Annotated in this window: 24 protein-coding genes; 12 read left to right on the top strand and 12 right to left on the bottom strand. The window is 65.5% G+C overall.

The genetic code is table 11. The annotated features are described in order from the left end of the window. Positions 1-3: 3 nt before the first annotated feature. The 5 genes from NKJ91_RS15480 to NKJ91_RS15500 all read right to left on the bottom strand — a co-directional run bounded on the left by NKJ91_RS15480 (position 4) and on the right by NKJ91_RS15500 (position 6,702). Positions 4-2,073 (bottom strand): 3-hydroxyacyl-CoA dehydrogenase NAD-binding domain-containing protein, encoded by a 2,070-nt coding sequence (locus tag NKJ91_RS15480; protein WP_352456287.1) that lies wholly within the window; start codon positions 2,071-2,073, stop codon positions 4-6. 121 nt (positions 2,074-2,194) lie between these two features. Continuing rightward, the gene (locus NKJ91_RS15485; RefSeq protein WP_352456288.1) at positions 2,195-3,142 is read right to left on the bottom strand and encodes an ABC transporter permease; all 948 of its coding nucleotides are present in this window, start codon (positions 3,140-3,142) and stop codon (positions 2,195-2,197) included. A gap of 2 nt (positions 3,143-3,144) precedes the next feature. Continuing rightward, a complete protein-coding gene (locus tag NKJ91_RS15490) occupies positions 3,145-4,119 on the bottom strand; it encodes an ABC transporter permease (protein ID WP_023678190.1) in 975 nt (324 codons plus the stop codon). 1 nt (position 4,120) lies between these two features. After that, positions 4,121-5,614 carry a sugar ABC transporter ATP-binding protein gene (locus NKJ91_RS15495; protein ID WP_352456362.1) on the bottom strand — a complete coding sequence of 498 codons (1,494 nt, stop codon included), beginning with the start codon at positions 5,612-5,614 and terminating at the stop codon, positions 4,121-4,123. Between the two features lie 74 nt (positions 5,615-5,688). Continuing rightward, positions 5,689-6,702: an ABC transporter substrate-binding protein gene (locus tag NKJ91_RS15500; RefSeq protein ID WP_023678192.1), complete on the bottom strand. Its 1,014-nt coding sequence runs from the start codon at positions 6,700-6,702 to the stop codon at positions 5,689-5,691. A gap of 218 nt (positions 6,703-6,920) precedes the next feature. Here NKJ91_RS15500 and NKJ91_RS15505 point away from each other — a divergent pair, with 218 nt between their 5' ends. From NKJ91_RS15505 to NKJ91_RS15525, 5 genes are all read left to right on the top strand, one after another. After that, positions 6,921-9,332 (top strand): glucan 1,4-alpha-glucosidase, encoded by a 2,412-nt coding sequence (locus tag NKJ91_RS15505; protein WP_352456289.1) that lies wholly within the window; start codon positions 6,921-6,923, stop codon positions 9,330-9,332. Positions 9,333-9,432: 100 nt separating this feature from the next. Then, positions 9,433-10,449 carry a phosphogluconate dehydrogenase (NAD(+)-dependent, decarboxylating) gene (gene gnd / locus NKJ91_RS15510; protein ID WP_352456290.1) on the top strand — a complete coding sequence of 339 codons (1,017 nt, stop codon included), beginning with the start codon at positions 9,433-9,435 and terminating at the stop codon, positions 10,447-10,449. A 22-nt stretch (positions 10,450-10,471) separates the two neighbouring features. Further along, the gene (zwf, locus tag NKJ91_RS15515; protein ID WP_352456291.1) at positions 10,472-11,848 is read left to right on the top strand and encodes a glucose-6-phosphate dehydrogenase; all 1,377 of its coding nucleotides are present in this window, start codon (positions 10,472-10,474) and stop codon (positions 11,846-11,848) included. A gap of 19 nt (positions 11,849-11,867) precedes the next feature. After that, on the top strand, positions 11,868-12,572 hold the full coding sequence (locus NKJ91_RS15520) for an ROK family protein (protein ID WP_352456292.1): 705 nt from the start codon (positions 11,868-11,870) through the stop codon (positions 12,570-12,572). 164 nt (positions 12,573-12,736) lie between these two features. Further along, entirely contained in the window at positions 12,737-13,201 is a 465-nt protein-coding gene (locus NKJ91_RS15525; RefSeq protein WP_352456293.1) for a Ros/MucR family transcriptional regulator, read from the top strand. Positions 13,202-13,568: 367 nt separating this feature from the next. On the opposite strand, the gene NKJ91_RS15530 is transcribed toward NKJ91_RS15525, so the two are convergent. Further along, positions 13,569-13,856 carry a GIY-YIG nuclease family protein gene (locus NKJ91_RS15530; RefSeq protein ID WP_352456363.1) on the bottom strand — a complete coding sequence of 96 codons (288 nt, stop codon included), beginning with the start codon at positions 13,854-13,856 and terminating at the stop codon, positions 13,569-13,571. A 331-nt stretch (positions 13,857-14,187) separates the two neighbouring features. On the opposite strand from NKJ91_RS15530, the gene NKJ91_RS15535 reads away from it, so the two are divergent. After that, positions 14,188-15,429, top strand: a complete 1,242-nt coding sequence (locus tag NKJ91_RS15535) for an MFS transporter (protein ID WP_352456294.1) — start codon at positions 14,188-14,190, stop codon at positions 15,427-15,429. On the opposite strand, the gene NKJ91_RS15540 is transcribed toward NKJ91_RS15535, so the two are convergent. The 6 genes from NKJ91_RS15540 to hemC all read right to left on the bottom strand — a co-directional run bounded on the left by NKJ91_RS15540 (position 15,430) and on the right by hemC (position 21,927). After that, positions 15,430-16,146, bottom strand: coding sequence for a glutamine amidotransferase (locus tag NKJ91_RS15540; RefSeq protein ID WP_352456295.1), 717 nt, complete (start codon positions 16,144-16,146; stop codon positions 15,430-15,432). An 18-nt stretch (positions 16,147-16,164) separates the two neighbouring features. Continuing rightward, complete coding sequence (locus NKJ91_RS15545; RefSeq protein WP_023678200.1) at positions 16,165-16,644, bottom strand: tellurite resistance TerB family protein; 480 nt, start codon at positions 16,642-16,644, stop codon at positions 16,165-16,167. A gap of 39 nt (positions 16,645-16,683) precedes the next feature. Continuing rightward, positions 16,684-18,291, bottom strand: a complete 1,608-nt coding sequence (locus NKJ91_RS15550) for a heme biosynthesis protein HemY (RefSeq protein WP_352456296.1) — start codon at positions 18,289-18,291, stop codon at positions 16,684-16,686. Between the two features lie 8 nt (positions 18,292-18,299). Further along, entirely contained in the window at positions 18,300-19,790 is a 1,491-nt protein-coding gene (locus NKJ91_RS15555) for a COG4223 family protein (RefSeq protein ID WP_352456297.1), read from the bottom strand. 501 nt (positions 19,791-20,291) lie between these two features. Further along, entirely contained in the window at positions 20,292-20,999 is a 708-nt protein-coding gene (locus NKJ91_RS15560) for a uroporphyrinogen-III synthase (protein ID WP_352456298.1), read from the bottom strand. A 1-nt stretch (position 21,000) separates the two neighbouring features. Continuing rightward, positions 21,001-21,927 (bottom strand): hydroxymethylbilane synthase, encoded by a 927-nt coding sequence (gene hemC / locus NKJ91_RS15565; protein WP_352456299.1) that lies wholly within the window; start codon positions 21,925-21,927, stop codon positions 21,001-21,003. A gap of 101 nt (positions 21,928-22,028) precedes the next feature. Here hemC and tsaD point away from each other — a divergent pair, with 101 nt between their 5' ends. The 6 genes from tsaD to NKJ91_RS15595 all read left to right on the top strand — a co-directional run bounded on the left by tsaD (position 22,029) and on the right by NKJ91_RS15595 (position 26,123). Next, positions 22,029-23,114 (top strand): tRNA (adenosine(37)-N6)-threonylcarbamoyltransferase complex transferase subunit TsaD, encoded by a 1,086-nt coding sequence (gene tsaD, locus NKJ91_RS15570; RefSeq protein WP_352456364.1) that lies wholly within the window; start codon positions 22,029-22,031, stop codon positions 23,112-23,114. Continuing rightward, positions 23,111-24,121, top strand: a complete 1,011-nt coding sequence (locus NKJ91_RS15575; RefSeq protein ID WP_352456300.1) for an NAD(P)H-dependent glycerol-3-phosphate dehydrogenase — start codon at positions 23,111-23,113, stop codon at positions 24,119-24,121. Before tsaD ends, NKJ91_RS15575 begins: the two co-directional genes overlap by 4 nt. Before the next feature lie 26 nt (positions 24,122-24,147). Then, positions 24,148-24,444: a YciI-like protein gene (locus tag NKJ91_RS15580; RefSeq protein ID WP_352456301.1), complete on the top strand. Its 297-nt coding sequence runs from the start codon at positions 24,148-24,150 to the stop codon at positions 24,442-24,444. Positions 24,445-24,579: 135 nt separating this feature from the next. Continuing rightward, complete coding sequence (locus NKJ91_RS15585) at positions 24,580-25,005, top strand: EVE domain-containing protein (RefSeq protein WP_352456302.1); 426 nt, start codon at positions 24,580-24,582, stop codon at positions 25,003-25,005. Next, on the top strand, positions 25,002-25,658 hold the full coding sequence (locus NKJ91_RS15590; protein WP_352456303.1) for a class I SAM-dependent methyltransferase: 657 nt from the start codon (positions 25,002-25,004) through the stop codon (positions 25,656-25,658). The genes NKJ91_RS15585 and NKJ91_RS15590 overlap by 4 nt, the downstream gene beginning before the upstream one ends. Positions 25,659-25,706: 48 nt before the next feature. Beyond that, positions 25,707-26,123, top strand: a complete 417-nt coding sequence (locus tag NKJ91_RS15595; protein ID WP_023680475.1) for a DUF1761 domain-containing protein — start codon at positions 25,707-25,709, stop codon at positions 26,121-26,123.

A 26,123-nucleotide genomic window follows, 5' to 3' on the forward strand; every position in this document is an offset into this window, starting at 1 on the left:
AGTTCAGCCGGCAGCGCCGTCCCAGGAATCGGTTTCGGCCATCTGCCTGAGCCGGGGTGCCACTCGAAAGACATCCTTGCCGGTCTGCTGGTGCCAGTGATCCAGCCGCCGGATGATCTTGTCCACGCCTTCGAGGCTCGCCCAGAACATCGGCCCGCCCTTGCCGACCGGGTAGCCGTAGCCGTTGACCCAGACGACGTCGATATCGGAGGCGCGGGCGGCAATCTTTTCCTTGAGGATTTTGGCGCCCTCGTTGATCATCGGATAGAGCGTCCGCTCGATGATCTCCTCGGCGCCGATCGCGCGCGGTGCAACACCGCGCTCGGCAGCCTTGTTGCGGATCAGCGCCTCGACATCGGGATCGGGCAGCGGCGTGCGCGAACCGCCTTCGTAGCGATAGAAGCCGCTGCCGGTCTTCTGGCCGAAATGTCCCTGTTCGCACAACGCATCGGCGATCACGGCCGTCTGGCCACGCGCCTTGCGGTTGCGCCAGCCTATGTCGAGGCCGGCGAGATCGCTCATCTCGAACGGCCCCATCAGCCAGCCGAAATCGGTGAACACCTGGTCGACCTGGCGCGGCATTGCGCCTTCCAGCAGAAGCGTCTCCAGTTCCGCACCGCGCGCCGCCAGCATGCGGTTGCCGACGAAGCCGTGGCAGACGCCGACGACGACCGGCACCTTGCCGATCCGCCGTGCCAGATCGACGATGGTCGCCAGCACGTCGGGCGAAGTCTTGTCGGCGCGGACGATTTCCAAAAGCTTCATGACGTTAGCCGGCGAAAAGAAATGCATGCCGAGGAGATCTTGCGGCCGCGACGTCGAAGCGGCGATTTCGTTGACGTCGAGATAGGAGGTGTTGGTGGCGAGGATCGCGCCCGGTTTGCCCACGGCATCGAGCCTGCCGAAGACATCCTTCTTGACCGCCATCTCCTCGAACACGGCCTCGACGATCAGGTCGCAATCGGCAAGATCGGCATAGTCGGTGGAACCCTTGAACAACCCAAGCCGTTGGCGCTTGGCGTCTTCGCTCAGCGAGCCGCGGATGACGGAAACGGCATAATTCTTGTTGATCGTCGCCAGCCCGCGCTGCAAGGCCTCGTGTGTCGCTTCCAGCAAGGTCACGGGGACGCCGCCGTTGGCGAACGCCATGGCGATGCCGCCGCCCATCGTGCCGGCGCCGATGACGCCGACCCGGGTGATCTTGCGCCTGACGACGTCCTTGCCGGCAATCTTTGCCGCCTCACGTTCAGCGAAGAACAAATGCCGCTGCGCGCGTGATTGGTCCCCGGCGACAAGCTTGACGAACAGGTCGCGCTCCGCCGCCAGCGCTTCGTCGAAGGGCAGCGTCAGGGCGTTGCGGATCGACTGCGCACAGGCGATCGGCGCCTCGAGGCCGCGTGCTTTGCCGGCAAGCACTGCCGCTTCCTTGTCGAACGCCGGCAAGTCGGCCTGGTCGAGGCGATCATTGCGGTCGCGCACCGGCGTGAACGGACCGCCTTTCGCGGCCGTTTCGTTGGCGAAATTCACCGCTTGCGCGGTCAGGTCGCCATCGAAGACGGCATCCACCAGGCCGGCGGCGAGCGCCTCGGCCGCACCGATCGGCGTTCCCGAAACGATCATGCTGAGTGCCTTCAGCGGACCAACCAAGCGCGGCAGGCGAACCGTGCCGCCGCCGCCCGGCAGCAGGCCGAGCTTGACTTCCGGCAGGCCGAGCCTTGCCGTTCGGTCGGCAACACGGAAATGGCAGCCGAGCGCCAGTTCCAGGCCGCCGCCGAGCGCAGTGCCGTGAATGGCCGCGACCGTCGGCTTGGCGATGGTTTCCAGCATGGCGACTAGGGCGCCCAGGTCCGGTTGCCTCGCCGGCTTGCCGAATTCGGTGATGTCGGCGCCGGCGACGAAGGTCCGCCCGGCGCATGCTATCACGATTGCTCCGACCGACGGCTCGTCGCCCAGGGAAACGAGCGCCTGCATCAGCGGCTCGCGCACATGGAAGCTCAGCGCGTTGACCGGCGGATTGTCGATGCTCACCACCGCGACGTTGCCGTGCCTTGTAGTGCTGACGAAATCGGACACGCAAACCTCACGCAATGATGTTGGCCAATAGCGCGACGGGATTTACAGCGCTGGCATGCGGATGGGAACCACGTGTTTTGCGGGCCGGATCGATATCCCCTCGCCGCCGGGTGGCCTTGCCTTAGCGCAGCGCCTTCTGCCCACCGGCGGCGGTGATGACGCCGACGATGATCAGCCCTGTCAGCACCAGGCGGACGCCGACGCTGACGCCGAATGTGTTGAGCATGGTCAACAGCAGCACCAGGAACAGCGCCGCGCCCCAGACCCCCGGCACATTGGCCTTGCCGCCCGCCACCGACGTGCCGCCGATGACGACGACCGCGATCGAGGCCAGCAGATACTCATTGCCGATATCGACATTGGCGCCGCGGAAATAGCCGGCGAGCAGTGCGCCGTCGAGGCCGCCGAGCGCGCCCGACAGCGTGTAGGTGAGGAAGCGGGTGCGGCCGACATTGACGCCGGCCAGCCAGGCAGCGCGGATGTTCTGGCCGATCGCCAGCACCGAGCGTCCGTAGATCATGCGCTGCAAAACGATGCCGGCGCCGATGGTGAACAGCACGGTGAGGATCGCCAGCACCGGGATGCCGAAGATCTGCCAGTTGGTGAAATCGGCAAAGCCCGGCGGCGGCTTGATCTGCAGGCCCCGCCCATAGCTGATATCGACCGACTGGATGACGAAGCTGGCCGACAGCGTCGCGATGATCGGCGGAATGCGCAGCGCCCAGATCAGCAGATAGTTGACGGCGCCGATCGCCATGCCGCAGGCAAGCGCTGCCAGCAGGCCGACCGCGATCATCGCATCATTGCCGTCCATCACCTTCATGGCGACGGCGCTGGCAAGGCCGATATTGGCCGGCAGCGACAGGTCGACATTGCCCGGCCCGAGCGTGATGACGAACATCTGCCCGACGCCGACGATGACCGTGAAGACGGCGAGCGACAGCGCCGCCGTGATCATGCCGCCGCCGCCATAGCCGCCGGTGAAGGCGATGGTCGCCAGCCACACTAGCAGCGCCCCGAAGAACGACCAGATCCAGGGCCTGGCGAGCAGCGTCCGCAGCGAGGCCATGCTCACCTCTCCCTGCGGCTGATCAGCACCCGCGCCGCCAGCACGATGATCAGGATGGCGCCATTTGCGGCGACCTGCCAGTCGGGCGGAATGTGCATGAACGTCAAGAGGGGCGATGCCGCCAGCGCCAGCGTCAGCGCGCCGATGACGGCGCCGATCGGCGACACCCGGCCGCCGACGAACTCACCGCCGCCGAGGATGACGCCGGCGATCGAAAGCAGCGTGTAGCCATTGCCGATATTGGCATCGGCCGAGGTGGTGATGCCGATCAGCGCCATGCCGGACAAAACGCCGAACAGGCCGGTCAGCGCAAAAAGGGCGATCTTGGTGCGCAGCAGCGACCAGCCGGCGCGCTTGAGTGCGGCTGAATTGCCGCCCGATCCACGCAGGATGACGCCGTAGGAGGTGCGCATCAGGCCAAAGTGGACGACGGCTGCGATCAGCAATGCCGCGATGATCGGGAACGGAATGAAGGGTGGCTTGAAGGCCATCAGCGCCAGCAGCCAGTCCGGCGCCTTGCCGCCGGGCTTAGGCAGGATGAGGATGGCCATGCCCTGCCAGACAAAACTCATGCCGAGCGTCACCACGATAGAGGGCAGGTTGCGCAGATGGATCAGCGCGCCGAGCAGCGCGTAGACGCCGATCGACCCGAGCAGGATCACGACGCCGAGCAGCGGCGCGTCCTTCAGCCATGTCGCCGTCACGCAGCCGACGAAGCCGACAAAGGTGCCAATCGACAGATCGAGCTCGTTGCCGGCGATGACGAACATCTGCGCGATCGTCGCCAGAGCGATCGGGATCGCCAGATTGAGCATCAGGCTGAAACCGAAATAGCTGATGGCGCGCGGGTTGAGCCAGGCGATGGCGATGAGCACCAGCGCCAGCGACAGTGCCGGCAGCAGGCTGCGCAGCATGCGCGCCCGCCTCGTGGCGCGAGCCGAAGATTTTAGCCCATTCTCGACGGATACCGCTGTCATCTCAGGCCGCATCGCCGAACGAGGACTGGATGATCTTTTCCTCCGTCAGTTCGTCGCGACGAAGATTGGCGACGATCCGGCCGTTCTTGAACACATAGATGTGGTCGCAATTGTCGAGCTCTTCGGTTTCGGTGGTGTACCAGAGGAAGGTGCGGCCATGGCGAGCCTCTTCGCGCACCAGGTCGTAGACTTCGAGCTTGGTGCCGATGTCGACGCCGCGCATCGGATCGTCCATCAGCACGATCTTGGCGTCGGAGCCGAGCGCCCGCGCGAACAGCGCCTTCTGCTGGTTGCCGCCGGACAGCGAGAAGATGTTGTTGTTCATGTCGGGCGTACGGATGCCGATTTTCCGCTGCCACAACTCCGCGAGCTCGGCTTCGCGCTGCGGCGAGATCAAGAGGCCGTTGCGCAATCGCGCCAGCGAACGGATGCCAATGTTCTCGGCAATCGACCATTGCGGAAAAATCCCGTCCGACTGGCGGTCGCCGGCAACCAGCGCCACCGGCGCGGTGACCTCGATGCCGGTCTTGGCACGGGAAGCCGCAGCAAAGATAGCCAGCAAAAGATCGGTCTGCCCATGCCCGGCAAGTCCGGCAAGGCCGATGATCTCACCGGCACGGGCGACGAGCTCGTTGCCGTCCTGCTGTCGCGCCGGGCGCGCCCGGACCCGCAGCGGGCCGGGCTCCGGCTTGCCGCTCGCAATTTCTGCGGCGGTCTTCTCGCGCGCCTCCGCTCCGCCCATCGCCGTCACCAGGCTGTCGCGGTCGAAGGCGTCGGCCTGCCCGGCGGCGACCACCTTGCCGTCGCGCATCACCACGATGCGGTCGGCATTTCCGAGCACTTCGCCCAACACATGCGAGATCAGGATGCAGCTCTTGCCGGCGGCGATGAAGCGGCGCACGAACGCCAGCAGCTGGCCGGCGGTATGCGCGTCGAGCGAGGATGTCGGCTCGTCGAGGATAACCAGCTCGAGCGGCTCCTGCGTGACCGTGAAGGCGCGCGCCACCTCCACCATCTGCCGGCTGGTGATGGAAAGATCACCGACGATGTCGGATGCCGAGATGCTGTGGCCGGGGAAGATCTCGTCGAGCTTGGCGGCGATCAGATCGGCCGCCTTGCGCCGCCAGCCGAAGCCATGCAGCGACGCGTGGTTGATCCGCGTGTTCTCGGCGACGCTGAGGTTCGGGCAGAGCGACAGCTCCTGGAACACACAGCGTATGCCGAGCTGCTGCGCGCGCGGCACCGAATAACTTGCCTCGACACCGCCGCGGACCGCGATCTGCCCGCTGTCGGGGGCAAGCGTGCCCGCCACCATATGCATGAGCGTCGATTTTCCGGCGCCGTTATGGCCGACGAGACCGACACATTCTCCGGCACGAACGCTGAAATCGACACCGGCGAGCGCCCTGACGGCGCCGAAATGTTTTTCGGCTCCGTCCAGTCTTATGATGTCCAAACTGACGGCGCCGAAAAGCTTTTCGGCGCCGTCCGGCATGATGATGTCTGCATTGGCCTCGGGCATCCCTCAACGATACCCGGTTATCCGTGGCGGCAACAATAGTGCCATGCTCACTTGATGTTGGCCTTGATCGCCGCGACGGCGTCTTCCTGCGTGTATTCGTGGCTGGCGACGCCGCCCTTCGGAATCTTCGGCAGCGCGGCCTCGAAATCGTCCTGGGTGAAGGCAAGATAGGGCACCAGCAGGTCGTGCGGCACGTCGGTGCGGCCGTCGAGCACCTGCTGCGCCACCCAGAAGGCAAGCGTCGATACGCCCGGTGCGATCGATGCCGACCAGGTCTTGTAACCGTCCTTTTCCTTCTGCTCCTTCCACCACTGCAACTCGTCCTGGCGATTGCCCATGATGATGGTCGGGCGTGGCTTGCCGGCGGCGGCGAAAGCCTGCGCCGCGCCGTAGCCGTCACCGCCCTGGTCGACGACCCCGACAACATCCGGCAGCGAAGGCAGGATCGTCGCCACGGCTTTCTGTGCCGTGGTCTGGTCCCAGTCGCCGGTCACCGAGCCGACGATCTTGAACTCGGGATGGGCAGCGACGCCTTCGAGGATGCCGGCATGGATGGCATCGTCGATCGAGGTGCCGGCGAGGCCGCGGATTTCCAGCAGGTTGCCGCCCTTGGGCTGGAACTTGGCCATCTGCTCGACCTCCTGCTTGCCCATGTCCTTGAAGTCGACAACGACGCGGTAGGCGCAGGGTTCGGTGACGATGCCGTCGAAGGAGACGACGACGATGCCGGCGTCGCAGGCCTGCTTGATGGCGCCGTTGAGCGCATCCGGAGACGCCGCGTTGATGACGATCGCGTCATAGCCCTGCAGGATCAGGTTCTGCACCTGGGCTGCTTGCGTCGGCACTTCCTTGTCGGCCGTCGTGAAGACGTCCGCGGCGCCGACCACCTTGTCGGCAACCGCCTTCTTGGTAACGATGGCGTAGCTGTCCAGCATCGCCTGCCGCCAGGAATTGCCGGCGTAATTGTTGGAGAAGGCGATTTTCTTGCCGCTGGTGTCGGCAAGCGCTGTACCTGCGGCGAGCATCGCCGCAAGAGCCCCCAAAACGAATATTTTCCTCATGTCATACTCCTCCCGTGAGTTGCTGTCTTACTGGTGGTTAATGGCTGGCTGGTGGGTATTGGCTGATACGCTCACAATCTTGTTTTTTATCTATTATCAGACAAATGCAGATAGGCGGCAAGCTGTCAACAGCAATCCATGGCCGGCGATCAACTTGCGGTGCAATCATTGAAACCGGTTCGACTCCTGGTCTAGGGATGGCACTGGAGACCGATCGAATGGCAACGAACCTTGCCCCGGGTGCACCCGGCATTCCGGCGCGCTGGACCTCGAGCGCCAAGAGCGGCGTCGGCACCGCGCTCTCGCCGGCCTGCCCGATCTGGTTCACCATCAGCCACGGTATCCTCAACGAGATCTACTACCCGCGCCTCGATAGCGCCTGCACCCGCGATCTGGGGCTGATCGTCACCGGACCCGACGGCTATTTCTCGGAAGAAAAACGCGACGCCGAACACAGTATCGAACCCCTGGCGGACGGGGTGCCTGCCCACCGGCTGGTCAACGCCGCAAGCGATGGAACCTACAGGATCGAAAAGCGCATCCTGACGGATCCGGAACGTCCCGTCTTGCTGCAGGAGATTATGTTCACGCCGCTCAAAGGCGCGGCCGCCGACTACCGCGTCTACGCGCTGCTGGCACCGCACCTCGTCAACGCCGGCATGGGCAACACCGCCTGGATCGACGACCATGAAGGACAGCCTGTCCTGTTTGCATCGGGACGCGGCACCTGCCTGGCGCTCGCCTCGTCGCTGCCGTGGAAGGTGTGCTCGGCCGGCTATGTCGGCGTCTCCGACGGCTGGCAGCAGCTTCGTCAACGCGGCCGGCTCGATCCGGCCTGCCGCAGGGCCGAGGACGGCAATGTCGCGCTGACCGGCGAGATCGCCTTTTCGGCCGCGAACCCAAAAATATTGCTGGCGCTCGGCTTCGGCACGACGCCGCAACAGGCGGCGGAAACCGCTTTCGCCAGCCTGAAGCAAGGTTTTGAGCCCGCGGCCAGTTCCTATGTTCAAAAATGGCACCAATGGCAGGCCGGCCTGCTGCCGCTGGACCGGCATGCGGCGTCCGGCCTCAACAGCTACCGCCTCAGCACGGCGGTGCTGGCGGCACACCGGTCGTCTGCCGGAGCAGCCGTTGCCAGCCTGTCGATCCCGTGGGGCTTCAACAAGGGCGACGACGACCTCGGCGGCTATCACCTGGTCTGGCCGCGCGATCTGGTCGAAACCGCCGGCGGCTTCCTCGCCGCCGGCGACCCGGCGGAAGCGCTGCGCATCCTCTCTTATCTGCGCTCGATCCAGCAGCCGGATGGCCACTGGCCGCAGAACGCCTGGCTCGACGGATCGGCCTATTGGCCGGGCATCCAGATGGACGAATGCGCCTTCCCGCTGCTGCTTGCCGACGCACTGCGCCGCGCCGGCCATTTGCCCCCTGCCGCACTCTCCTCCTTCATGCCGATGATCGAGCGCGCTGCCGCCTATGTCGTGCGCAACGGCCCGGTCACCGGCGAGGACCGCTGGGAAGAAGACGCCGGCTACAGCCCGTTCACCCTTGCGGTCGAGATCGCGGCTCTGCTTGCGGCTGCGGACATCTTCGATGCCGCCGGCAAAACAGAGCCGGCAAACTATCTGCGCGAAACCGCCGATGTCTGGAACGATCAGATCGAACGCTGGACCTACGTCGCCGGCACCGCCGCATGCGAGCAAGCCAGCGTCGAAGGCTACTATGTCCGCATCGCCCCGCCCGACACCGCCGGCGCGGCATCGCCGAAAGACGGCTACGTCCCGATCAAGAACCGCCCGCCGGCCGATACGGACCGGCCGGCCAAGGCGATCGTCAGCCCGGATGCGCTGGCGCTGGTCCGCTTCGGCCTCAGGGCGGCCGACGATCCGCGCATCCTCGACACGGTCAAGGTCATCGACGCGCAATTGCGCTGCGAACTGCCGCAGGGCCCGCTCTGGTACCGCTACAATGGCGATGGCTATGGCGAGCATGCCGACGGCGCGCCCTTCGATGGAACCGGCCGGGGCCGGCCCTGGCCGCTGCTGGTCGGCGAGCGCGCTCATTACGAGCTGGCGGCAGGCCGTAGGGATAGTGCGGCAAGCCTGCTCAGGACGTTCGAGAACTCTGCCGGACCGGGCGGCCTGCTACCGGAGCAGGTCTGGGACGGTCCCGACATGCCGGAGCGCGAATTGCGGCATGGCGGGCCCTCCGGCAGCGCCAAGCCGCTGGTCTGGGCGCATTCCGAGCACATCAAGCTGCTGCGGTCGCTGCGCGACGGCACTGTGTTCGACATGCCGCCGCAAGGCGTCAAGCGCTATATCGAGGGCAGGACGGTGTCGCGCTTCAGGGCATGGCGCTTCAACCACAAGATCCGTACCATCCCGGCAGGCAAGGCGCTGCGCATCGAACTTCTGGCCCGGGCGGTGGTTCATTGGAGCAGCGACAATTGGGCAACCGTCCATGACACCCAGACCACCGCGAATGCTTTCGGCATCCATCTTGCGGAATTGCCGGTTGCCGAGATTGCTCCGGGCAATAGCCCGGGCAATAGCATTGTCTTCACTTTCTTCTGGCCCGATAGCGGCCATTGGGAGAATGCTGACTTTTCTGTCGGCATCGGCGATACCGGATAGAGCATGATCCCGCAAAGTGGAGACCGGTTTTCGGAAAAGATCATGCTTCAATCACAGCGCCACTAGATCATCGATCCCTCAAGTAAGGCAGGACGAGACCATGCAGATAGGAATGATGGGACTGGGCCGGATGGGCGCCAACATGGTTCGGCGCCTGCTGCGCGATGGCCACGAATGCGTCGTCTACGACATCAACCCGGCGAGCGTCGCCGCGCTTGTGAGCGCCGGCGCGGTCGGAGCCGCCTCGATGGAGGAGTTCGTCGGCAAGCTGGCGAAGCCGCGCAGCGCCTGGCTGATGCTGCCGGCGGCGATCACCGGCAGGATCGTCGACCAGGTGGCTGCCCTGATGGAGCCGGGCGACATCATCATAGACGGCGGCAATTCCTATTATCACGAGGCCGTCGACCACGCCGCGCGCCTCGCCTTGAAAGGCTTGAGCTATGTCGATGTCGGCACCAGCGGCGGCGTCTGGGGCCTCGAGCGCGGCTACTGCCTGATGATCGGCGGCCCCGACAGCGCGGTCCAGCATCTCGATCCGGTCTTCGCAACGCTGGCGCCGGGCGCCGACGCCGCTTCGCCCGCCCCTGCCAAGGATGCCGGAACCGCTCCCTTCGGCTATCTCCACTGCGGACCAAGCGGCGCCGGCCATTTCGTCAAGATGGTCCATAACGGTATCGAATATGGCGTTATGGCCGCCTATGCCGAAGGCATGAACATCCTGAAGTCGGCGAATGCCGGCAAACGGCAGCGCACCGCCGACGCCGAAACCAGCCCGCTGGAAAACCCGCAATATTACCAGTTCGACATCGACATCGCTGAAGTGGCCGAGGTCTGGCGGCACGGCAGCGTCATCGGCTCGTGGCTGCTCGACCTGACGGCCGGCGTACTGAAGGCCGATTCGTCGTTGACGCAGTTCGGCGGGCGGGTCTCGGATTCCGGCGAAGGCCGCTGGACACTGAAGGCGGCGATCGACACCGGCGTGCCGGCGCCGGTGCTGTCCTCGGCGCTGTTCGACAGGTTCTCCTCGCAAGGCGAATCCGAATTCGCCGACAAGCTTCTGTCCGCCATGCGCTATGCCTTTGGCGGCCATGTCGAAAAACCCAAGGCCGGCTCGTGACGGGCGACAGGGAGGCACGCCCATGAGCCAGGAACGATCGGACACGCTGGTGCTTTTCGGCGCCACCGGCGATCTCGCCCACAAGAAGATCTTCCCCGCCCTTTACGCCATGGTGGCCAAAGGGACGCTGAACGAGCCGGTGATCGGCGTCGCCTTCGATCCCTGGGACCTCGCCAAGCTGCAGGCGCGCGCCCGCGACGGCATCGTCAACGCCTTGGGCAGCATCGACGACAAGATCTTTGCCAGGCTTGCATCGCTGCTGCGCTATGTCAGCGGCGACTACCGGGCGCCTGCGACCTTCGAGAAGCTGAAGACCGCGCTCGGCAGTGCTGAGCGGCCGCTGCACTATCTGGCGGTGCCGCCGGCGATGTTCGAGGTGGTCGTCCAGGGGCTGGAGCAGTCGGGGGCCGCCCAGGGCGCGCGCCTGATGGTGGAAAAGCCGTTCGGCCACGATCTTCAATCGGCGCGCTGGCTGAACCGGGTGCTGCATCTGGTCTTCGACGAGAAGTCGATCTTTCGCATCGACCATTATCTCGGCAAGGAGGCGATCCAGAACCTGCTCTATTTCCGCTTCGCCAACTCCTTCCTCGAGCCGATCTGGAACCGCAATTACGTCGAGAGCGTGCAGATCACCATGGCCGAGGATTTCGGTGTCGAGGGCCGCGGCCGCTTCTATGACGAGGTCGGCTGCATTCGCGACGTCATCGAAAACCATCTGCTCAACATCCTCTTGCTGCTCGCCATGGAACCGCCGGTCGGCCGCTCGGCCGACGATCTCATCGACGAGAAGGTGCAGGTCCTGCGGGCGATCCGGACGCTGACCAGGGACGATGTGGTGCGCGGCCAGTTCGACGGCTATCTCAACGAGCCGGGCGTGGCGCCGAACTCGCCGGTCGAGACCTTCGCGGCGGTGCGCTTTTTCGTCGATACCTGGCGCTGGCAAGATGTGCCGTTCTTCATTCGCGCCGGCAAATCCCTGCCGGTGCACGCCACCGAGGTCATCGTGCGGCTGAAGCGGCCGCCGCTCGACGTCTTCGATCCGATCAAGCCCGGCGACTGCAATCACGTGCGCTTCCGCATCGATCCGCAGGTGGCGATCTCGATCGGAGCCCGGCGCAAGGCGCCCGGCGACGACATGGTCGGTGAGCAGGTCGAGCTCACCGCGCTGGACGATTCGAAGGGCGACATGCCGCCTTACGAGCGGTTGATCGGCGACGCCATGAACGGCAACGGCCAGCTGTTCACCCGCCAGGACGCCAGCGAGCTCGCCTGGCGCATCGTCGGCCCGGTGCTCGGCGACACCACGCCGCCCCTTGTCTACGCGCCAAAGACGTGGGGGCCGGCCGAAGCCATGGCTGGATTCGGGCCGCAGAACGGCTGGATCAATCCAGCGAAATGATTTCTGGGAGGCGAAAGCGATGGCCAAGGCGGTGAAGCAACCGGCATCGGAGGAAGAAAAGATCGTGCTTGCGATCGATATCGGCGGCTCGCACGTCAAGATCCGCACCAGCGCCGGCGGCGACGAGCGCAAGACCGCTTCCGGACCGGAGCTTACGCCGCAGCAGATGGTCGCGGCGGTGAAGACGCTCGCCGAAGGGCTGCACTACGATGTCGTCTCGATGGGCTATCCGGGCCCGGTGCACCACAACCGGCCGCTGACCGAACCCGCCAATCTCGGCAAGGGCTGGGTCGGCTGCGATTTCGCCGCCGAGTTCGGCAAACCGGTCAAGGTCGTTAACGATGCGCTCATGCAGGCCATCGGCAGTTATGAGGGCGGCCGCATGCTGTTCCTTGGCCTCGGCACCGGCCTGGGGGCCGCGATGATCGTTGATAACGTTGCCCAGCCGATGGAGCTTGCCCATCTTCCCTACAGGAAGCGCGGCAGTTTCGAAGACTATGTCGGCGAACGCGGCCTGCAAAAGCGCGGCAAGAAGAAATGGCGCAAACACGTCTTCGACGTGGTCGACCGGCTTCGCGCCGCCATGCAGCCGGATTACGTGGTCATCGGCGGCGGCAATGTCGACGAACTCACCGACTTGCCCGCCGATTGCAGACGCGGCGACAACACACGCGCCTTCGAGGGCGGATTTCGACTATGGCGCGACAAATCCCTGATTATTTGATATTGCTGATTGTCTGATATTATCGAGCACCGGCTCAGGGTTGTTAATCCCGCGCTGCCGTTAGTATTATTATTCAAAATAATGTGTGACGTGGTGCGGCGTCATTGCATTGCGCAGATTTGCCGACTAGGAATTTCTGCGACCCCCATGGACGGAGAGATAGATTGACCGACGACAACAACAACGCTCGCAAAGACATCGACCTGCTCGAGCTGACCGCCCATATCGTCTCCGCATACGTCGAGAAGAACCGCTTGCCGGCTTCCGGCCTCGGCGATCTCATCGCCAGCGTCAGCGCTGCCATAGGCGGCCTCGGGCAACCGGCTGTGCCGGTCGCCGCGCCGCTGACGCCTGCCGTCAATCCCAAGAAATCGGTGACGCCGGACTACATCATCTGTCTCGAGGACGGCAAGAAGTTCAAATCCTTGAAGCGCCATATCGGCGTTCATTTCGGGCTGACGCCCGACGCCTATCGCGCCAAATGGGGCCTGCCGTCGGACTACCCGATGGTCGCCCCCAACTACGCGGCCTCGCGTTCGCAACTGGCCAAGGCAATCGGCCTCGGCCGCAAAGCCGCCCCGCCCGCGCCCGTCAAGGGCAGGGGCAGGAAGGCCAAGGCGCCGGCTTGATACCATTGGATCGAGCGGGATGCACATTGAACGCGTTCTGCTGATCGGTCTGTTGGTGTTCAGCGGAAGCTGCGACGCTCGAAGCTAACGGCATAGCATCCTAGGGTCTGCGCCGCGTCGCTTCGCTCCTTGCTCCGCCCTAGGACGAAGGTAAGGATGGCTGAAGGCTAATCGCTGATGTCGGAGAGTGGCAGCTCGTCCGGTGTATCGGACGACGATTGATGGCGAATTACAAGCTTTCGAGATTGGCCGAACACCCCTCCACTTCGTCATCCCAGGGCGGAGCAAGGAGCAAAGCGACGCGGCGCAGACCCTGGGATCCATGCCGTTACCTCGCGGCAGTGCGCCTGCGGACCAGAACCGTACGCTACCACCCCGTCCCGCGAAAAAGCTCGAACCACTCAGGGTTGGTCTTCTCGATCAGCTCGATCTTCCACTGGCGTGGCCAGCGCTTCAGCGACTTCTCGCGCTGGATGGCGTCGCGAATGTCGAAATGTTCCTCGTACCAGACCAGACGCTGCACGCCGTAACGGCTGGTGAAGCGCGAGCCTTGGCCGGTCTTGTGCTCCGGCATGCGGCGGCCGAGATCGTTGGTAACGCCGATATAGATCGTGCCGCGCTTCTGGCTCGCGGTCATGTAGACATAGCCGGTCATGGTTGAAGGGTAGCTGACGCCAATGCCGACACAAGTGCCGTTCTGAACCGCTGCATTCTTCGACTGAGGTAACGGCATGGATCCCAGGGTCTGCGCCGCGTCGCTTCGCTCCTTGCTCCGCCCTGGGATGACGAAGCGAGAGGTGTTTCGGCTAGTCTCGAAGGTTTGCAATTTGCCATGCGCTTGTTATCTGCCAGGACGAAATTGTTGATCCAGGCCGGATTTTTGCGCGCGCCTCCGGCCGAACTGCGCTAAAGGCTCTTTTGGCCGGACCAGCGCCCATCGTGGAAGTGCCCCGCCGGCCGACATAGCCGCCACGGGGCCTTATTCCATGACCACAGAATCCCAAGTACCATCCGACCAGCGCTATGCCGCCTTTCGCCACCGGCCGTTCCTGAGCTACTGGGCGGCGCGCTTCCTCTCGACATTCTCCACCCAGATCGTGTCGGTCGCCGTCGGCTGGCAGGTCTACGATCTCACACGCGACCCGTTCGACCTCGGCCTTGTCGGCATCGTCCAGTTCCTGCCTTCGCTGCTGCTGGTGCTGGTCACCGGCGACGTTGCCGATCGTTTCGGGCGCCGGCTGATCATGGCGCTGGCGGTGCTGGTCGAGGCGGGCTGCGCCTTGGCCCTCCTGCTGCTGACGCTACGCGGCCTCTCCGGGCCGATGCCGGTCTTCATCGTGCTCGCCATGTTCGGCATCGCGCGCGCCTTCTTCGGGCCGGCCTCCTCATCGCTGTTCGCCAATCTGGTGCCGCCCGAGGATTTCGCCAACGCCATCGCCTGGAACTCGTCCGCCTGGCAGACGGCAACCATCGTCGGGCCGGTCGCCGGCGGCCTGCTCTACGGGCTTTCAGCCGAAGCCGCCTACACCACCGCCGCCGTGCTGATGCTGGTTGCCGCCGTGCTGATCTTCACCATCCCGAAGCCTGCCCAGCGCAGCCGGACCGACAGGCCGACGGTACAGACCCTGTTCGCCGGCTTCGGCTATATCTGGAGCGAAAAGATCGTGCTCGGCGCGATTTCGCTCGATCTGTTTGCGGTGCTCCTGTCCGGCGCCTCGGCGCTGCTGCCGGTCTACGCGCGCGATGTCCTCGAACTCGGCCCATGGGGGCTCGGCCTGTTGCGCTCGGCGCCCGGCGTCGGCGCCATCTGCGTCGCCATCTGGCTGGCCGGACACCCGATCCGCAACCATGCCGGCCTTGTCATGCTCGGCTTCGTCGCGCTGTTCGGCGCGTTCACGGTTCTGTTCGGCCTCTCGACCATCACCTGGCTGTCGATTGCGGCCCTTGCGCTGCTCGGCGCCACCGACATGTTCAGCGTATATATCCGCGAGACGCTGATCCAGCTGTGGACGCCGGACGACGTTCGCGGCCGCGTCAACGCTGTCAACCAGGTGTTTGTCGGCGCTTCCAATGAGCTCGGCGAATTCCGCGCCGGTACCATGGCGGCGTTGATCGGCACGGTTCCGGCCGTGGTGGTCGGGGGTGTCGGGGCGATCGCTGTTGCCGGCCTGTGGGCGGTGCTGTTCCCGCAGCTGCGCAAGGTGCGTCATCTCAGGGGGCGAAACTGATTACCGCAGCGCCGGCTTGCCGAAAATCATCGGCAGGAACTCGCCGAGCCAGCGCTTGAGGTGCATGTCCCAGATCAGCCGGCCGCCGAGATGGTCGCGACCGGGCTGCGCGCCGGGCAGTTCGAAGCGGTGCGCGCCGCGCACCACCCAGCGCTGCATCATCGCCCGGGTCAATTCGCCATGGAACTGAATGCCCCAGGCATTGTCGCCATAGCGGAAGGCCTGGTTGGGATAGGTTTCGGCCGTCGCCAAAAGCGTCGCGTCCTTCGGCAGCGAAAAGCCTTCGCGATGGAACTGATAGACCATCTCCGGCCAATGCATCAGCCTGCTGCCCGCTTCGGTCGCCTTCAGCGGATACCAGCCGATTTCGACGAGGCCCTCGCCATGGCCCTCGACCCTGCCGCCGAGATGCTTGACCAGCATTTGCGCGCCGAGGCAGATGCCAAGCAGCGGCCGGTTCTCGTTGAGCGGAATTTTGAGCCAGTCGGTCTCGCGGCGGACGAACTCGTCGCCGTCATTGGCGCTCATCGGCCCGCCGAACACCACGGCGCCGGCATGGCCATCCAGCGTCTGCGGCAAGGCCTCGCCGAGCGGCGGTCGGCGGATGTCGAGATCGAAGCCCTCCTCGATAAGCATATGGCCGATCCGTCCGGGGCTCGAATGCTCCTGATGCAGCACGATCAGGATCTTTGGTCTCGGACTTGGCTTGGGCGGCATTGGACGGCGGGATCCTGTCTATTCGTCGCTTGAGGTTCCGGCAGCACCAGGAGCCGCGGCGGCCGCCTTGAGGCGCGCCTCGACACGGTCGCGACGTTCGACGCCGATCAGCTCGGCGACCCGCCACACGGTATTGTCCTCGAGTTCGTGCAGCTCGCCGTCGGCATAGACGATCTCCCACATCAGGCCGATGAAGGCCTTTCGCGCCTCGGCGTCGAGATGGCGCTTGAGCACGCTGGTGAAAGCGTAGAGGTCGATCGCCTCATTGTCGGCCCGCTCGCCGGCAGCCGCCAACGCGTCGAGTTCGTCGCCGCTGATCGAGTAGCTTTCCGCCAGCACCTTCTTGAACCGTTCCCATTCGGTATCCTGGCGCACCCCGTCGGCGTTCATCACGTGGAAAAGCAGGGCGGACGCGGCAATGCGCGGATCGTCGGCGCTGGGGCTGGCGCCACCACCGGACGGCAGATCCCTTAGAAACGACAAAACGCGTTCGAACATCAAATCATTCCCAATAAGCCCGGGTCCACTCGACCCTGATCAGAACAAACGAAACCGGCGCGTCGATTTATCCGCCGCGTCGTCTGGATCGACGCCGGGGTCGTCGGGCAGCCGCGTCAGCTCCTGCGCCGGCTCGACGGCCTCGGCATCTTCCGGCACTTGGGCAAACGCCGCCGCGGTGATTGGTGTCACATGATCCTCGCCGGCACGGTCGTCCGTCTTCTCCTCGGTCGCTGTGCCCGGTGTCTCCGCCGTGTGCTCGATCGTCCCGGCTCTTTCCTGTACCGGCCTGGCTGGAGCCGCGATGGCCGGCACCGGCGCCTCCGGCGTATCCTCATGACCGTCGATCAACTGTCCGAGCCGCTCCATCGGTGCCCGCCATTCGAATGCGTCGAGCCTGCCGGTGATCGGCGATATCGGAGCCCAGCGCTCGGAGACGACGCCGTCGGCGACCCAGGCCGGGTCGCGCGGCGCTCTCACCGCTTTCGACAGCAACTGCCGCACCTTGCCCTGGTCGGCGGTTTCGGCCTCCTCGATATCGGCCAGCAGCAGATAGGCGCCTTCGCGGCGATCGATGCGGATGGCGGCTTCAGCCTCCCGGCGGGCGGTTGAAAACTCCTGGGCATCGAGCGCGGCGCGCGCCACGGCCAGCGAGGACTCGGCATGGTTCTTCTTCAGTTCCTGCAGCTTCTTTGCCCGGTTCAGCCGGTCGAGCACGGCATCGCCCGGCCTGGCATGGGTGTAGAGTTCGGCGATCTCCGGATGGGGCTCGGCCTTCCACGCCGCCTCGAGGATTTTCGAGCCTTTGCGCACGTCGTTCTGCCGAAACAGCAATTTCGCCGCGACGACCGCCGCCGGCGCGAAATCCGGCCGCAGCCGGTTGGCTTCCAGAGCCGCCGTCCGGGCGGCATTGGCATCGCTGTCGATCAGCGCCTGCGCCTTGGCGGTCAGCAGCACGACGCGGCGCCGGTTGGCGGCGTCACGCTCGATCTGCCGGGTCGACTTCTGGGCGTCGACCAGTTTCAGCGCGCCATCCCAGTCGCCGCGTTCGGTCAGGTCTTCCAGCGTCGATTCGGCCGCCCAGGCCAGTTGCGGCGCTACCGCCGCGGCACGGCCGGCATAGTGGCGGGCTGCGTTGCGGTCGCCGAGCCGCTCGGCCTCGAGATAAAGCCCGCGCAGGCCGAGCAGCCGCATTTCGGGATCATCGAGCATGGTCTCGAACTTTTCGCGGGCGCCTTCATGGTCGCCTTCGAGCAGCGAGGCCTGCGCGTCGAGCAGCTGGATCAGTGGCTCCTGATCGGAGCGGATCAGCTTTGCCGCTTCCTTGGTCTTCTTGCGGGCGAGCGCGCCGTCACCGGCGCCGGCGGCGATCATCCCGGTCGACAGCGCCTGGTAGCCGCGGTCGCGGCGACGCACGCGGAAATAGCGCGAGATCGTATAGGGGCTGGTCCACAGCGCCTTGACCAGCCACCAGACGATCATCACCGCGGCAACCACGGCAACGACCGCCACCGCCGCGACCATCAGGCTGACCTGGTATTGATAGCCGTTGAAGGTGACGAGCATTTCGCCCGGCCGGTCGGCCAGCCAGGCGAAGCCGAGCCCGAGCGCAAAGACGACGGCAAGGAAGGCGAGGATGCGGATCATTGGGTTCCTCACGCCTTCATTGCGCCGGCGATGAGCGAATCGATCTGCGTCTCGACCTCCATCCGCGCTTTCAGCTTGCCGGCAAAGTCGGCGCCGGCGGCCTTGGCCGCCTCAGGCAGGGTTTCGTATTCGCTGAGCGCCTTGGCGTAGTCGCCCTGGTTGACCGCGACCTCCATGCGCGCGACGGTTTCCGGAACGCCGGTGCCTTCGACGGCGCCGATCGGCCTGACCTTGACCAGCGATTCGGCGCTGGACAGCAGCTTCTGCAGGATGCCGGCATTCTGGTCGATGGGCGTCGCGGCAGCGACCATTGCGTTGGCGGCGCCGTCCGCTTCGGCGGCGATCTCGGAGCGCATCGGGACGCCCTTTTCGGCATAGGTGCGCAACGTCGCGATCTCGGGTGCATCGGGTGAGATCGCGGCAAAGGTTTCGAGCTCGGCGGCGAACGGTGCACCACGGTCGAGCGCTGCCTTGAGCGCCGAAGCGGCAATGGCCAGTGCGATCTTCGGCTGCGAAGCCTGTGCATCGACCTTGCCCGAGAGCTGTGAAACCGACTGTTCCAGCGTCGCAAGCCGGCCTTCCTGCGCCTTTGCCGTGTCGCCGGCCGATTTCACCAGCGCATCGAGCGCGGCCAGCCTCTCGTTGAGCGGGCCGAGATCGACCGGCGCGGTGCCGCCGGCCTTGCCGAGGGCCGCGACCCCCGTCTCGATCTGCCGGACCTTGTCGCCAAGTGCTGCAAGTCCGGCATTGTCGCCGGCGCCGCCTTGCTCGACCGTCGATTTCAGAGCCGTGACGTCCGCCCTGACCTGGTCCAGCGCCGACGACAGCCCGTCCACCTTGGCCGATGCGTCATTGTTGGCGCCCGACTGTCTGAGGTCCGCGACCTCGCGTTTCAGCGAAACGATCTCACCATTGACCGCGTCGAGCGACACGCCGCCCGACCCCGGCGCACCGAGCAGGCCGGCAAATTGCAGCCCGCCGGCCGCGGCGAGGGCGATGACGCCGCCGATAATACCGGCGGCGATGCCGTTGATGCCGCTTCGCTTCGGCTGCGCTGCCATATGGTCGTCCCTCGTCTCAGCTGTCTTCTCGCCGGAACCTGGGATCCCCGGTTCGTTGGCCCCGGTTCCGCTGGATGCATCTTCGAAACTGTAGTCGGAAACCGTGGAGCGCCCGGCCGGCGCATCCGAACCGGCGGGATAAGGGGTTTCCGCTTCCCTGGCAGAATCGACGCCGGCGTCCGCCGGCTCTTGCGTGCCGGCCGGCGCGGCTGCGTCGGCATGTTCCCATGGCTCGAGATCGGTCTGGTCCGCATGCACCGGCTCTTCAGGTGGCTCCGGCTGCGAGGCGTTCGCCGCTTCCTCGGCCCGCGCCTCGTCGGTCTGCGAGGTCACGGCATCCTGTTCGTCGGCGACTCGCGAGACGGCGCCAGGCTCAAGCTCGATGGTCACCGGCTCACGGCGGCTCTTGGAATGCCGCATCTTCGGCGTCTTGACCATGCTCGGGCTCCGCAAAATTCGCTTCGGGATGGTTTGAAGGGTCTAGCACATCACCAAGCGGTGAAAAGGGGCGGCGTGATGACGCCACGGCTTGGAGTTCAGTTTTGGCAAAACGCCGCAGGGCCGAATCCACGTTTCAAGCCAAGGCCCATGCTCGGCACACAAAAAACCCGCCTCGGCGGGCGGGTCGTTGGAGCCAATTAGCACCATAACCAAACTAGTAGCATAGCTGCCGGCACAAAGCAAGAACAAAATGTGCCCGAGCGCAGTCATCCACGTTGGCACTGCCCCTCATCGCCCTGCCGGGCACTTCTCCCCGTATAGTGACGGGGAGAAGGGCTGTCACGAGTCTCGACGCTTCTCCTGCAACGCTGGAGGTTGGCGAAATCCTCGGCGAAGGCACCCTCTCCCCGTCACTATACGGGAGAGGATGCCGGCAGGCAGGTGAGGGGCGGCGCCAACGTTTGGAACAAGCTGGCACAGAGCAGCGGCGGATGCCGGTCAGCGCGACGCCTGCAAAAGTCCCAACAGCGCGTCCTCGCTGGGCTCAGGCGCAATCCGGATCTCGGCGACATCGCCCAAGGCCGCGGCGATGCGCCCCGATAATCCGAAAAAGCGCGTTTTTTCAAAAACACCGCGCAGCACCGGCCGGCTAGCCAGGGCCTGCATAGCGGTGGCCGCCTTGGCCGAATAGAGCAGCACCGCCTCGACCGGCCGGGCGGACAGGCGCGCAAGCACGGTCTCGTCGGAATAATCCAGCACAACGGTGTCGTAGGTCTCGACGGCGCGGACCTGAACGCCCGACGCCAACAGCCCTTCCTCGAAGCCGGGAAATCGCACCCGCCCGCAGAGATAGACGATCGTCTGCCCCGCGTAACCGCCAGCAAGCGCATCGGCCAGCGCCTCGGCATTGCCCGGGCCTTCGCTGACCGACAGAAACCCGGCAGCGCGGGCGGCTTCCGCCGTCTTCCTGCCGACGGCGTGGCACGGCAAGCCGGCCAGCGCCGCGATGACCTCTTTCGGCGCATGGCGAACGGCATTGGCGCTGGTGACCGCGACCGCCGCGGCGTCAGCGAGCGCGCCGGCATCGACCGGCAGCGCCACGGTTCCGGTCAATGGCAGCAGGATCGGCTGAAAGCCGGCATCCGCAAGCCGGCGCCCCGTGCGCGACGCGCCCGGTTCGGGCCTCGTCACAAGGACGCGGAGCATGTCAGGTCCAGCCATCGAAGAATGTTTCGCCGGCCTTGGCCCGAACGGTCGCGGCGGCTTCCGCGCCAATGCGCGCCGCCTCCTGCGCCGGCCCTTGCAGCCTGACTTCATGCGACTGCGTGCCATCGGGCGAGATGATCAGCCCGGCAAAGGAAACCGTTCCGCCCGATATCGTCGCATGTCCGGCGATCGGCGTGCGGCAGGACCCGTCGAGCGCCGCCAGGAAGGCGCGCTCGCAGGCCAGCACCTCGCCGGTCGGCCCGTCGTGGATCGCTGCCAGCATCTGTTCCACGTCGCGGTCTCCGATGCGGCTTTCGATGCAGATCGCGCCTTGCCCCGGCGCCGGCGGAAAGACCTCGAGCGGCATCAGGTCGGTGACGACGTCTTCGAGCCCGAGCCGCTTCAGCCCGGCATAGGCGAGGATGGTGCCGTCGGCGATGCCGTCGTCGAGCTTGCGCAGCCGCGTCTGCACATTGCCGCGAAACATCACCACTTCGACGTCCGGCCGCATCCGCCGGATCAGCGCCTGGCGCCGCAGCGACGACGAACCGACCCTGGCGCCCTGCGGCAGGCCGGCAATCGTTCGCGCCGCCTTGCCGATGAAGGCATCGCGCGCGTCCTCGCGCGGCAGGAACGCGGACAGTTCCAGCCCTTCGGGCAACAGCGTCGGCATGTCCTTCGACGAATGCACGGCGATGTCGATGCGGCGCGCCAGCAGCGCCTCCTCGATCTCCTTGGTGAACAGGCCCTTGCCGCCGGCTTCCGACAGCGGCCGGTCCTGGATGCGGTCGCCGCTGGTCGAGATGACGACCACCTCGAACGCCTCGGCCGGCATGCCGTGCGCCGCCATCAGCCGCGCCTGCGTTTCATGCGCCTGCGCCAGCGCCAGCGGGCTGCCGCGTGTTCCGATTTTCAAGGTTGTTTGCATGACGCGCCGTCCGTGATAACCCCCGGCAGGTTTTCGGGTTTTCTCCTATCGGGGAAAGGCCGACAGTACAATCTGTACGATTTTTGGACAGCGACGAATTGATCCGCGTTCTGGGCATCGAGACGAGTTGCGACGAGACCGCCGCCAGCGTGGTGGCGCTGGACGGTCGCAGCACGCCGCAAATCCTGTCGAACATCGTGCTCAGCCAGATCGAGGAGCATGCTGCTTTCGGCGGCGTCGTGCCGGAGATCGCCGCGCGCGCCCATGTCGAGGCGCTCGACGGCATCATCGAGGCAGCGCTGGCCGATTCCGGCGTCGACCTCGCCGACATCGATGCGATTGCCGCCACCGCCGGTCCCGGTCTTGTCGGCGGGCTGATCGTCGGCCTGATGACGGCAAAAGCAATCGCCGCGGCAGCCAAAAAACCGCTGATCGCCATCAACCATCTCGAAGGCCACGCGCTGACGGCCAGATTGACCGATGGGCTCGACTTTCCCTACCTCTTGCTGCTGGTCTCCGGCGGCCATACCCAGATCGTCGCCGTACGCGGCGTCGGCGACTACCAGCGCTGGGGCACGACGATCGATGACGCGCTTGGCGAGGCCTTCGACAAGACGGCCAAGATGCTCGGCCTGCCCTATCCGGGCGGACCGAATGTCGAGAAGGCGGCGGCAAATGGCGATGCGGCCCGTTTTGCCTTTCCGCGCCCGATGAAGGGCTCGGTGCAGCCCGATTTTTCCTTCTCCGGCCTCAAGACCGCGGTCCGCCAGGCAGCCACCGCGATCGCCCCGCTGAGCGACCAGGATGTCGCCGATATCTGCGCCTCGTTCCAGGCGGCGGTGGCGGATGCGCTGGGCGACCGTGTTGCGCGGGCGCTGACCCGGTTCCGTCAGCAATTCCCGGACAAGGCCGAGCCTGCATTGGTTGTCGCCGGCGGCGTGGCCGCCAATCGGACCATCAAGGCGACATTGCAGGGCCTGTGCGAGCAGGCCGGGTTCAGCTTCGTCGCGCCGCCGCTTAATCTCTGCACCGACAATGCGGCGATGATCGCCTGGGCCGGCATCGAGCGCTTGCGCGCCGGCATATCAGGTGAAAACGCCGCCGATTTCGTGCCGCGCTCGCGCTGGCCGCTGGACAGCGTCTCGGCCCCGATGGTCGGCTCGGGCCGGCGTGGGGCCAAGGCATGACCGGCAGCGAGCACAAGGCGCCAAGCGGCTGGCGCGTCGCCGTGCTCGGCGGCGGCGCCTGGGGCACGGCGCTGGCGCTGGCTACGCTGCGCGCCGGTCATTTCGTCCGCCTCTATGCGCGCGACCCGGAGACCGTCGCAGCGGTCGACCGTGGCGAAAACCCACGCTATCTGCCGGGCATCGCGCTCGATCCCGGCATCGTGGCGACGAGCGACATCGAGGCGGCGCTCGACGGTGCCGACTGCGTTCTGGCGGTAGCGCCGGCGCAATCGTTGCGGATTATGCTGACGGCCGCGTCCAGCCATATGCCGAAAGGCGTCCCGCTGGTCCTCTGCGCCAAGGGCATCGAGCGCGACACCGGCGCGCTGCTGTCGTCCATCACCGAGGAAATACTGCCGGCAAATCCGATCGCCGCTTTGTCCGGCCCAAGCTTTGCCACCGACGTCGCCAGGGGCCTGCCGACGGCCGTCGTGGTCGCCGCCCGCGACGAGGCTCTGGCCACCGACCTTGCCGCCCGCTTTTCGGCGGAAAATCTGCGCTGTTATTCGAGCGACGATCTAATCGGCGTCGAGATCGGCGGCGCGCTGAAGAACGTCTTTGCCATTGCCGCGGGTGCCGTCACCGGCGCCGGGCTCGGTGCCAGCGCCCAGGCGGCGATGGTGACGCGCGGCTTCGTCGAATTGCGCCGCATCGGCGCCGCCTTTGGCGCCAGGCCGGAGACGCTGATGGGGCTTTCCGGCCTCGGCGACCTGCTGCTCACCTGCTCGTCCGCGCAGTCGCGCAATTTCGCCTATGGGCTGGCGCTGGGGCAAGGCAAGCCGCTTGCCGGCCTGCCTTTGGCCGAAGGCGTGCCGACGGCGGCAATCGCCGCCCGCATCGCCGGCGAGCGCCGGATCGACGCGCCGATCATCGCCGCCGTCGCCGCCATACTGGACGGCACCATAACCATAGACCAGGCTGTGTCGGCGTTGATGACAAGGCCACTCAAGACCGAAACCGACATGTAATCGCGAACGATTGCGGAGATGGAAAGATGCTGTTTGCGTTGATTTGCAAGGACAAGCCAGGAAAGCTGCAGGTGCGGCTCGACACGCGGCCCGAGCACATTGCCTTTCTGGAAGGGCTGAACGGCGACAAGAAACTGGGTTTCGCCGGCCCTTTCCTCGACGCCGACGGCAAGCCGGACGGCAGCCTCGTCGTTGTCGAGGCGCCCGATCTGGCGGCGGCAAAAGCCCTGTCGGCGGCGGATCCCTATACCAAGGCAGGGCTGTTCGAAAGCGTCGAAATCCGGCAGTGGAACTGGAGCTTCAACAAGCCGGCGGATATCTGATGCATGTCGCGCAAAAGTGTGCAGCGGTTTTGTGATAACGACATGCATACAACAAGAACCTAAAGCGCGTCGCATGAGGCCGGTCGAACGCGACGCGCTTTTAGTCGCGGCGGCACCCTGAGGAGGAGCAAGACAATGAACTACTGGCTGTTCAAATCCGAACCTTCGGTCTTCTCCTTCGAGGACCTCAAGGCCAAGGGCAAGGCCGGCACGCAATGGGACGGCGTGCGCAATTATGCGGCGCGCAACAACATGAAGGCGATGCAGATCGGCGATCTCGGCTTCTTCTACCATTCCAATGACGGGCTGGACATCGTCGGCATCGCCGAAGTCTGCGCTCTGGCCCATCAGGACAGCACCACCGACGATCCCCGCTGGGAGTGTGTCGACATCCGCGCCTTCAAGGCCATGCCGAAGCCGGTGACGCTGGAGCAAGCCAAGGCCAATCAAAAGCTGGCCGACATGGCGCTGGTGCGGCTCGGGCGGCTGTCTGTGCAGCCGGTGACGCCGGCCGAATGGCAAGAGGTTTGCCGCATGGGCGGCCTGACGCCGGCGCCATGACGGCGCTGACGCCGGACCGCGCCAGGAAATTCATCCTCGACAACACGGCGCTGATGGCGCCGCCACATGTGCCGGAGATCCGCCTGCACCTGGCCGACGAGGCGCACGAACTGTGGCGGCGGACCGAGGACGAGCTGACCGAAATCGGCCTGCCGCCGCCCTTCTGGGCTTTTGCCTGGGCCGGCGGCCAAGGCCTTGCCCGCTACATCCTCGACAATCCGGCGGCGGTGCGCGGCAAGCGCGTGCTGGACTTCGCCTCCGGCTCCGGCCTTGTCGCCATTGCCGCGGTGAAGGCCGGAGCTGCCGAGGTGATCGCCGCCGATATAGACCCATTCTGCGCGACCGCGATCCGCCTCAATGCCGAGGCAAATGGGACCGAGATAAAATTCCTCGTCGGCGACTGCATCGGCACCGATGCGGGCTGGGACGTGGTGCTGGCCGGCGACGTCTTCTATGACAAGACTTTCGCCGACAGGCTGATGCCGTGGTTCGCGGCATTGAAGGCGCGCGGCGGCGACATTCTCGTCGGCGATCCCGGCCGTTCCTATCTGCCGAAGACCGGGCTGGAGCCGCTTGCCGTCTATGAAGTGGCGGTGACCCGGGCGCTGGAGGACGCCGAGGTCAAGCGCACCACCGTCTGGCGCCTTGCTTGACGGCATCGCCGAACAGGCGTTCCATCGCGCAATCGACCGGAGGGAACCATGGATTTTTCAGCAATCAATTGGCTGGCGGTAATCGTTGCTGCCGTCGTGGCGTGGCTGTTCGGCGCGGCCTGGTACATGGGCTTGAGCAAGCCGTGGCTGAAGGCCGCCAAGCTTGATCCGGCGACGATGAGCAAATCGATGCTGCCCTTCGTCGTCTCCTTCATCGCGGAGCTCGTCATGGCGCTGGTCATGTCGCTGATCATCGGCGCCGTAACCGGCGGCGAGCCGAGCCTGCTTGCCGGGGTGATCTTCGGCTTCGTTCTCTGGCTGGGGTTCGTCGCCACCACGCTTTCGGTCAACCATCGCTACGAAGGTTTCGGCTGGGATCTGACGCTCATCGATGTTGGTCACTGGCTCGGCGTGCTGCTTCTCATCGGCGCGGTGATCGGCTGGTTCGGCGCGGCGGCGGGCTGA

It is taken from the genome of Mesorhizobium sp. M0040, assembly GCF_040323505.1.
GTDB lineage: Bacteria > Pseudomonadota > Alphaproteobacteria > Rhizobiales > Rhizobiaceae > Mesorhizobium.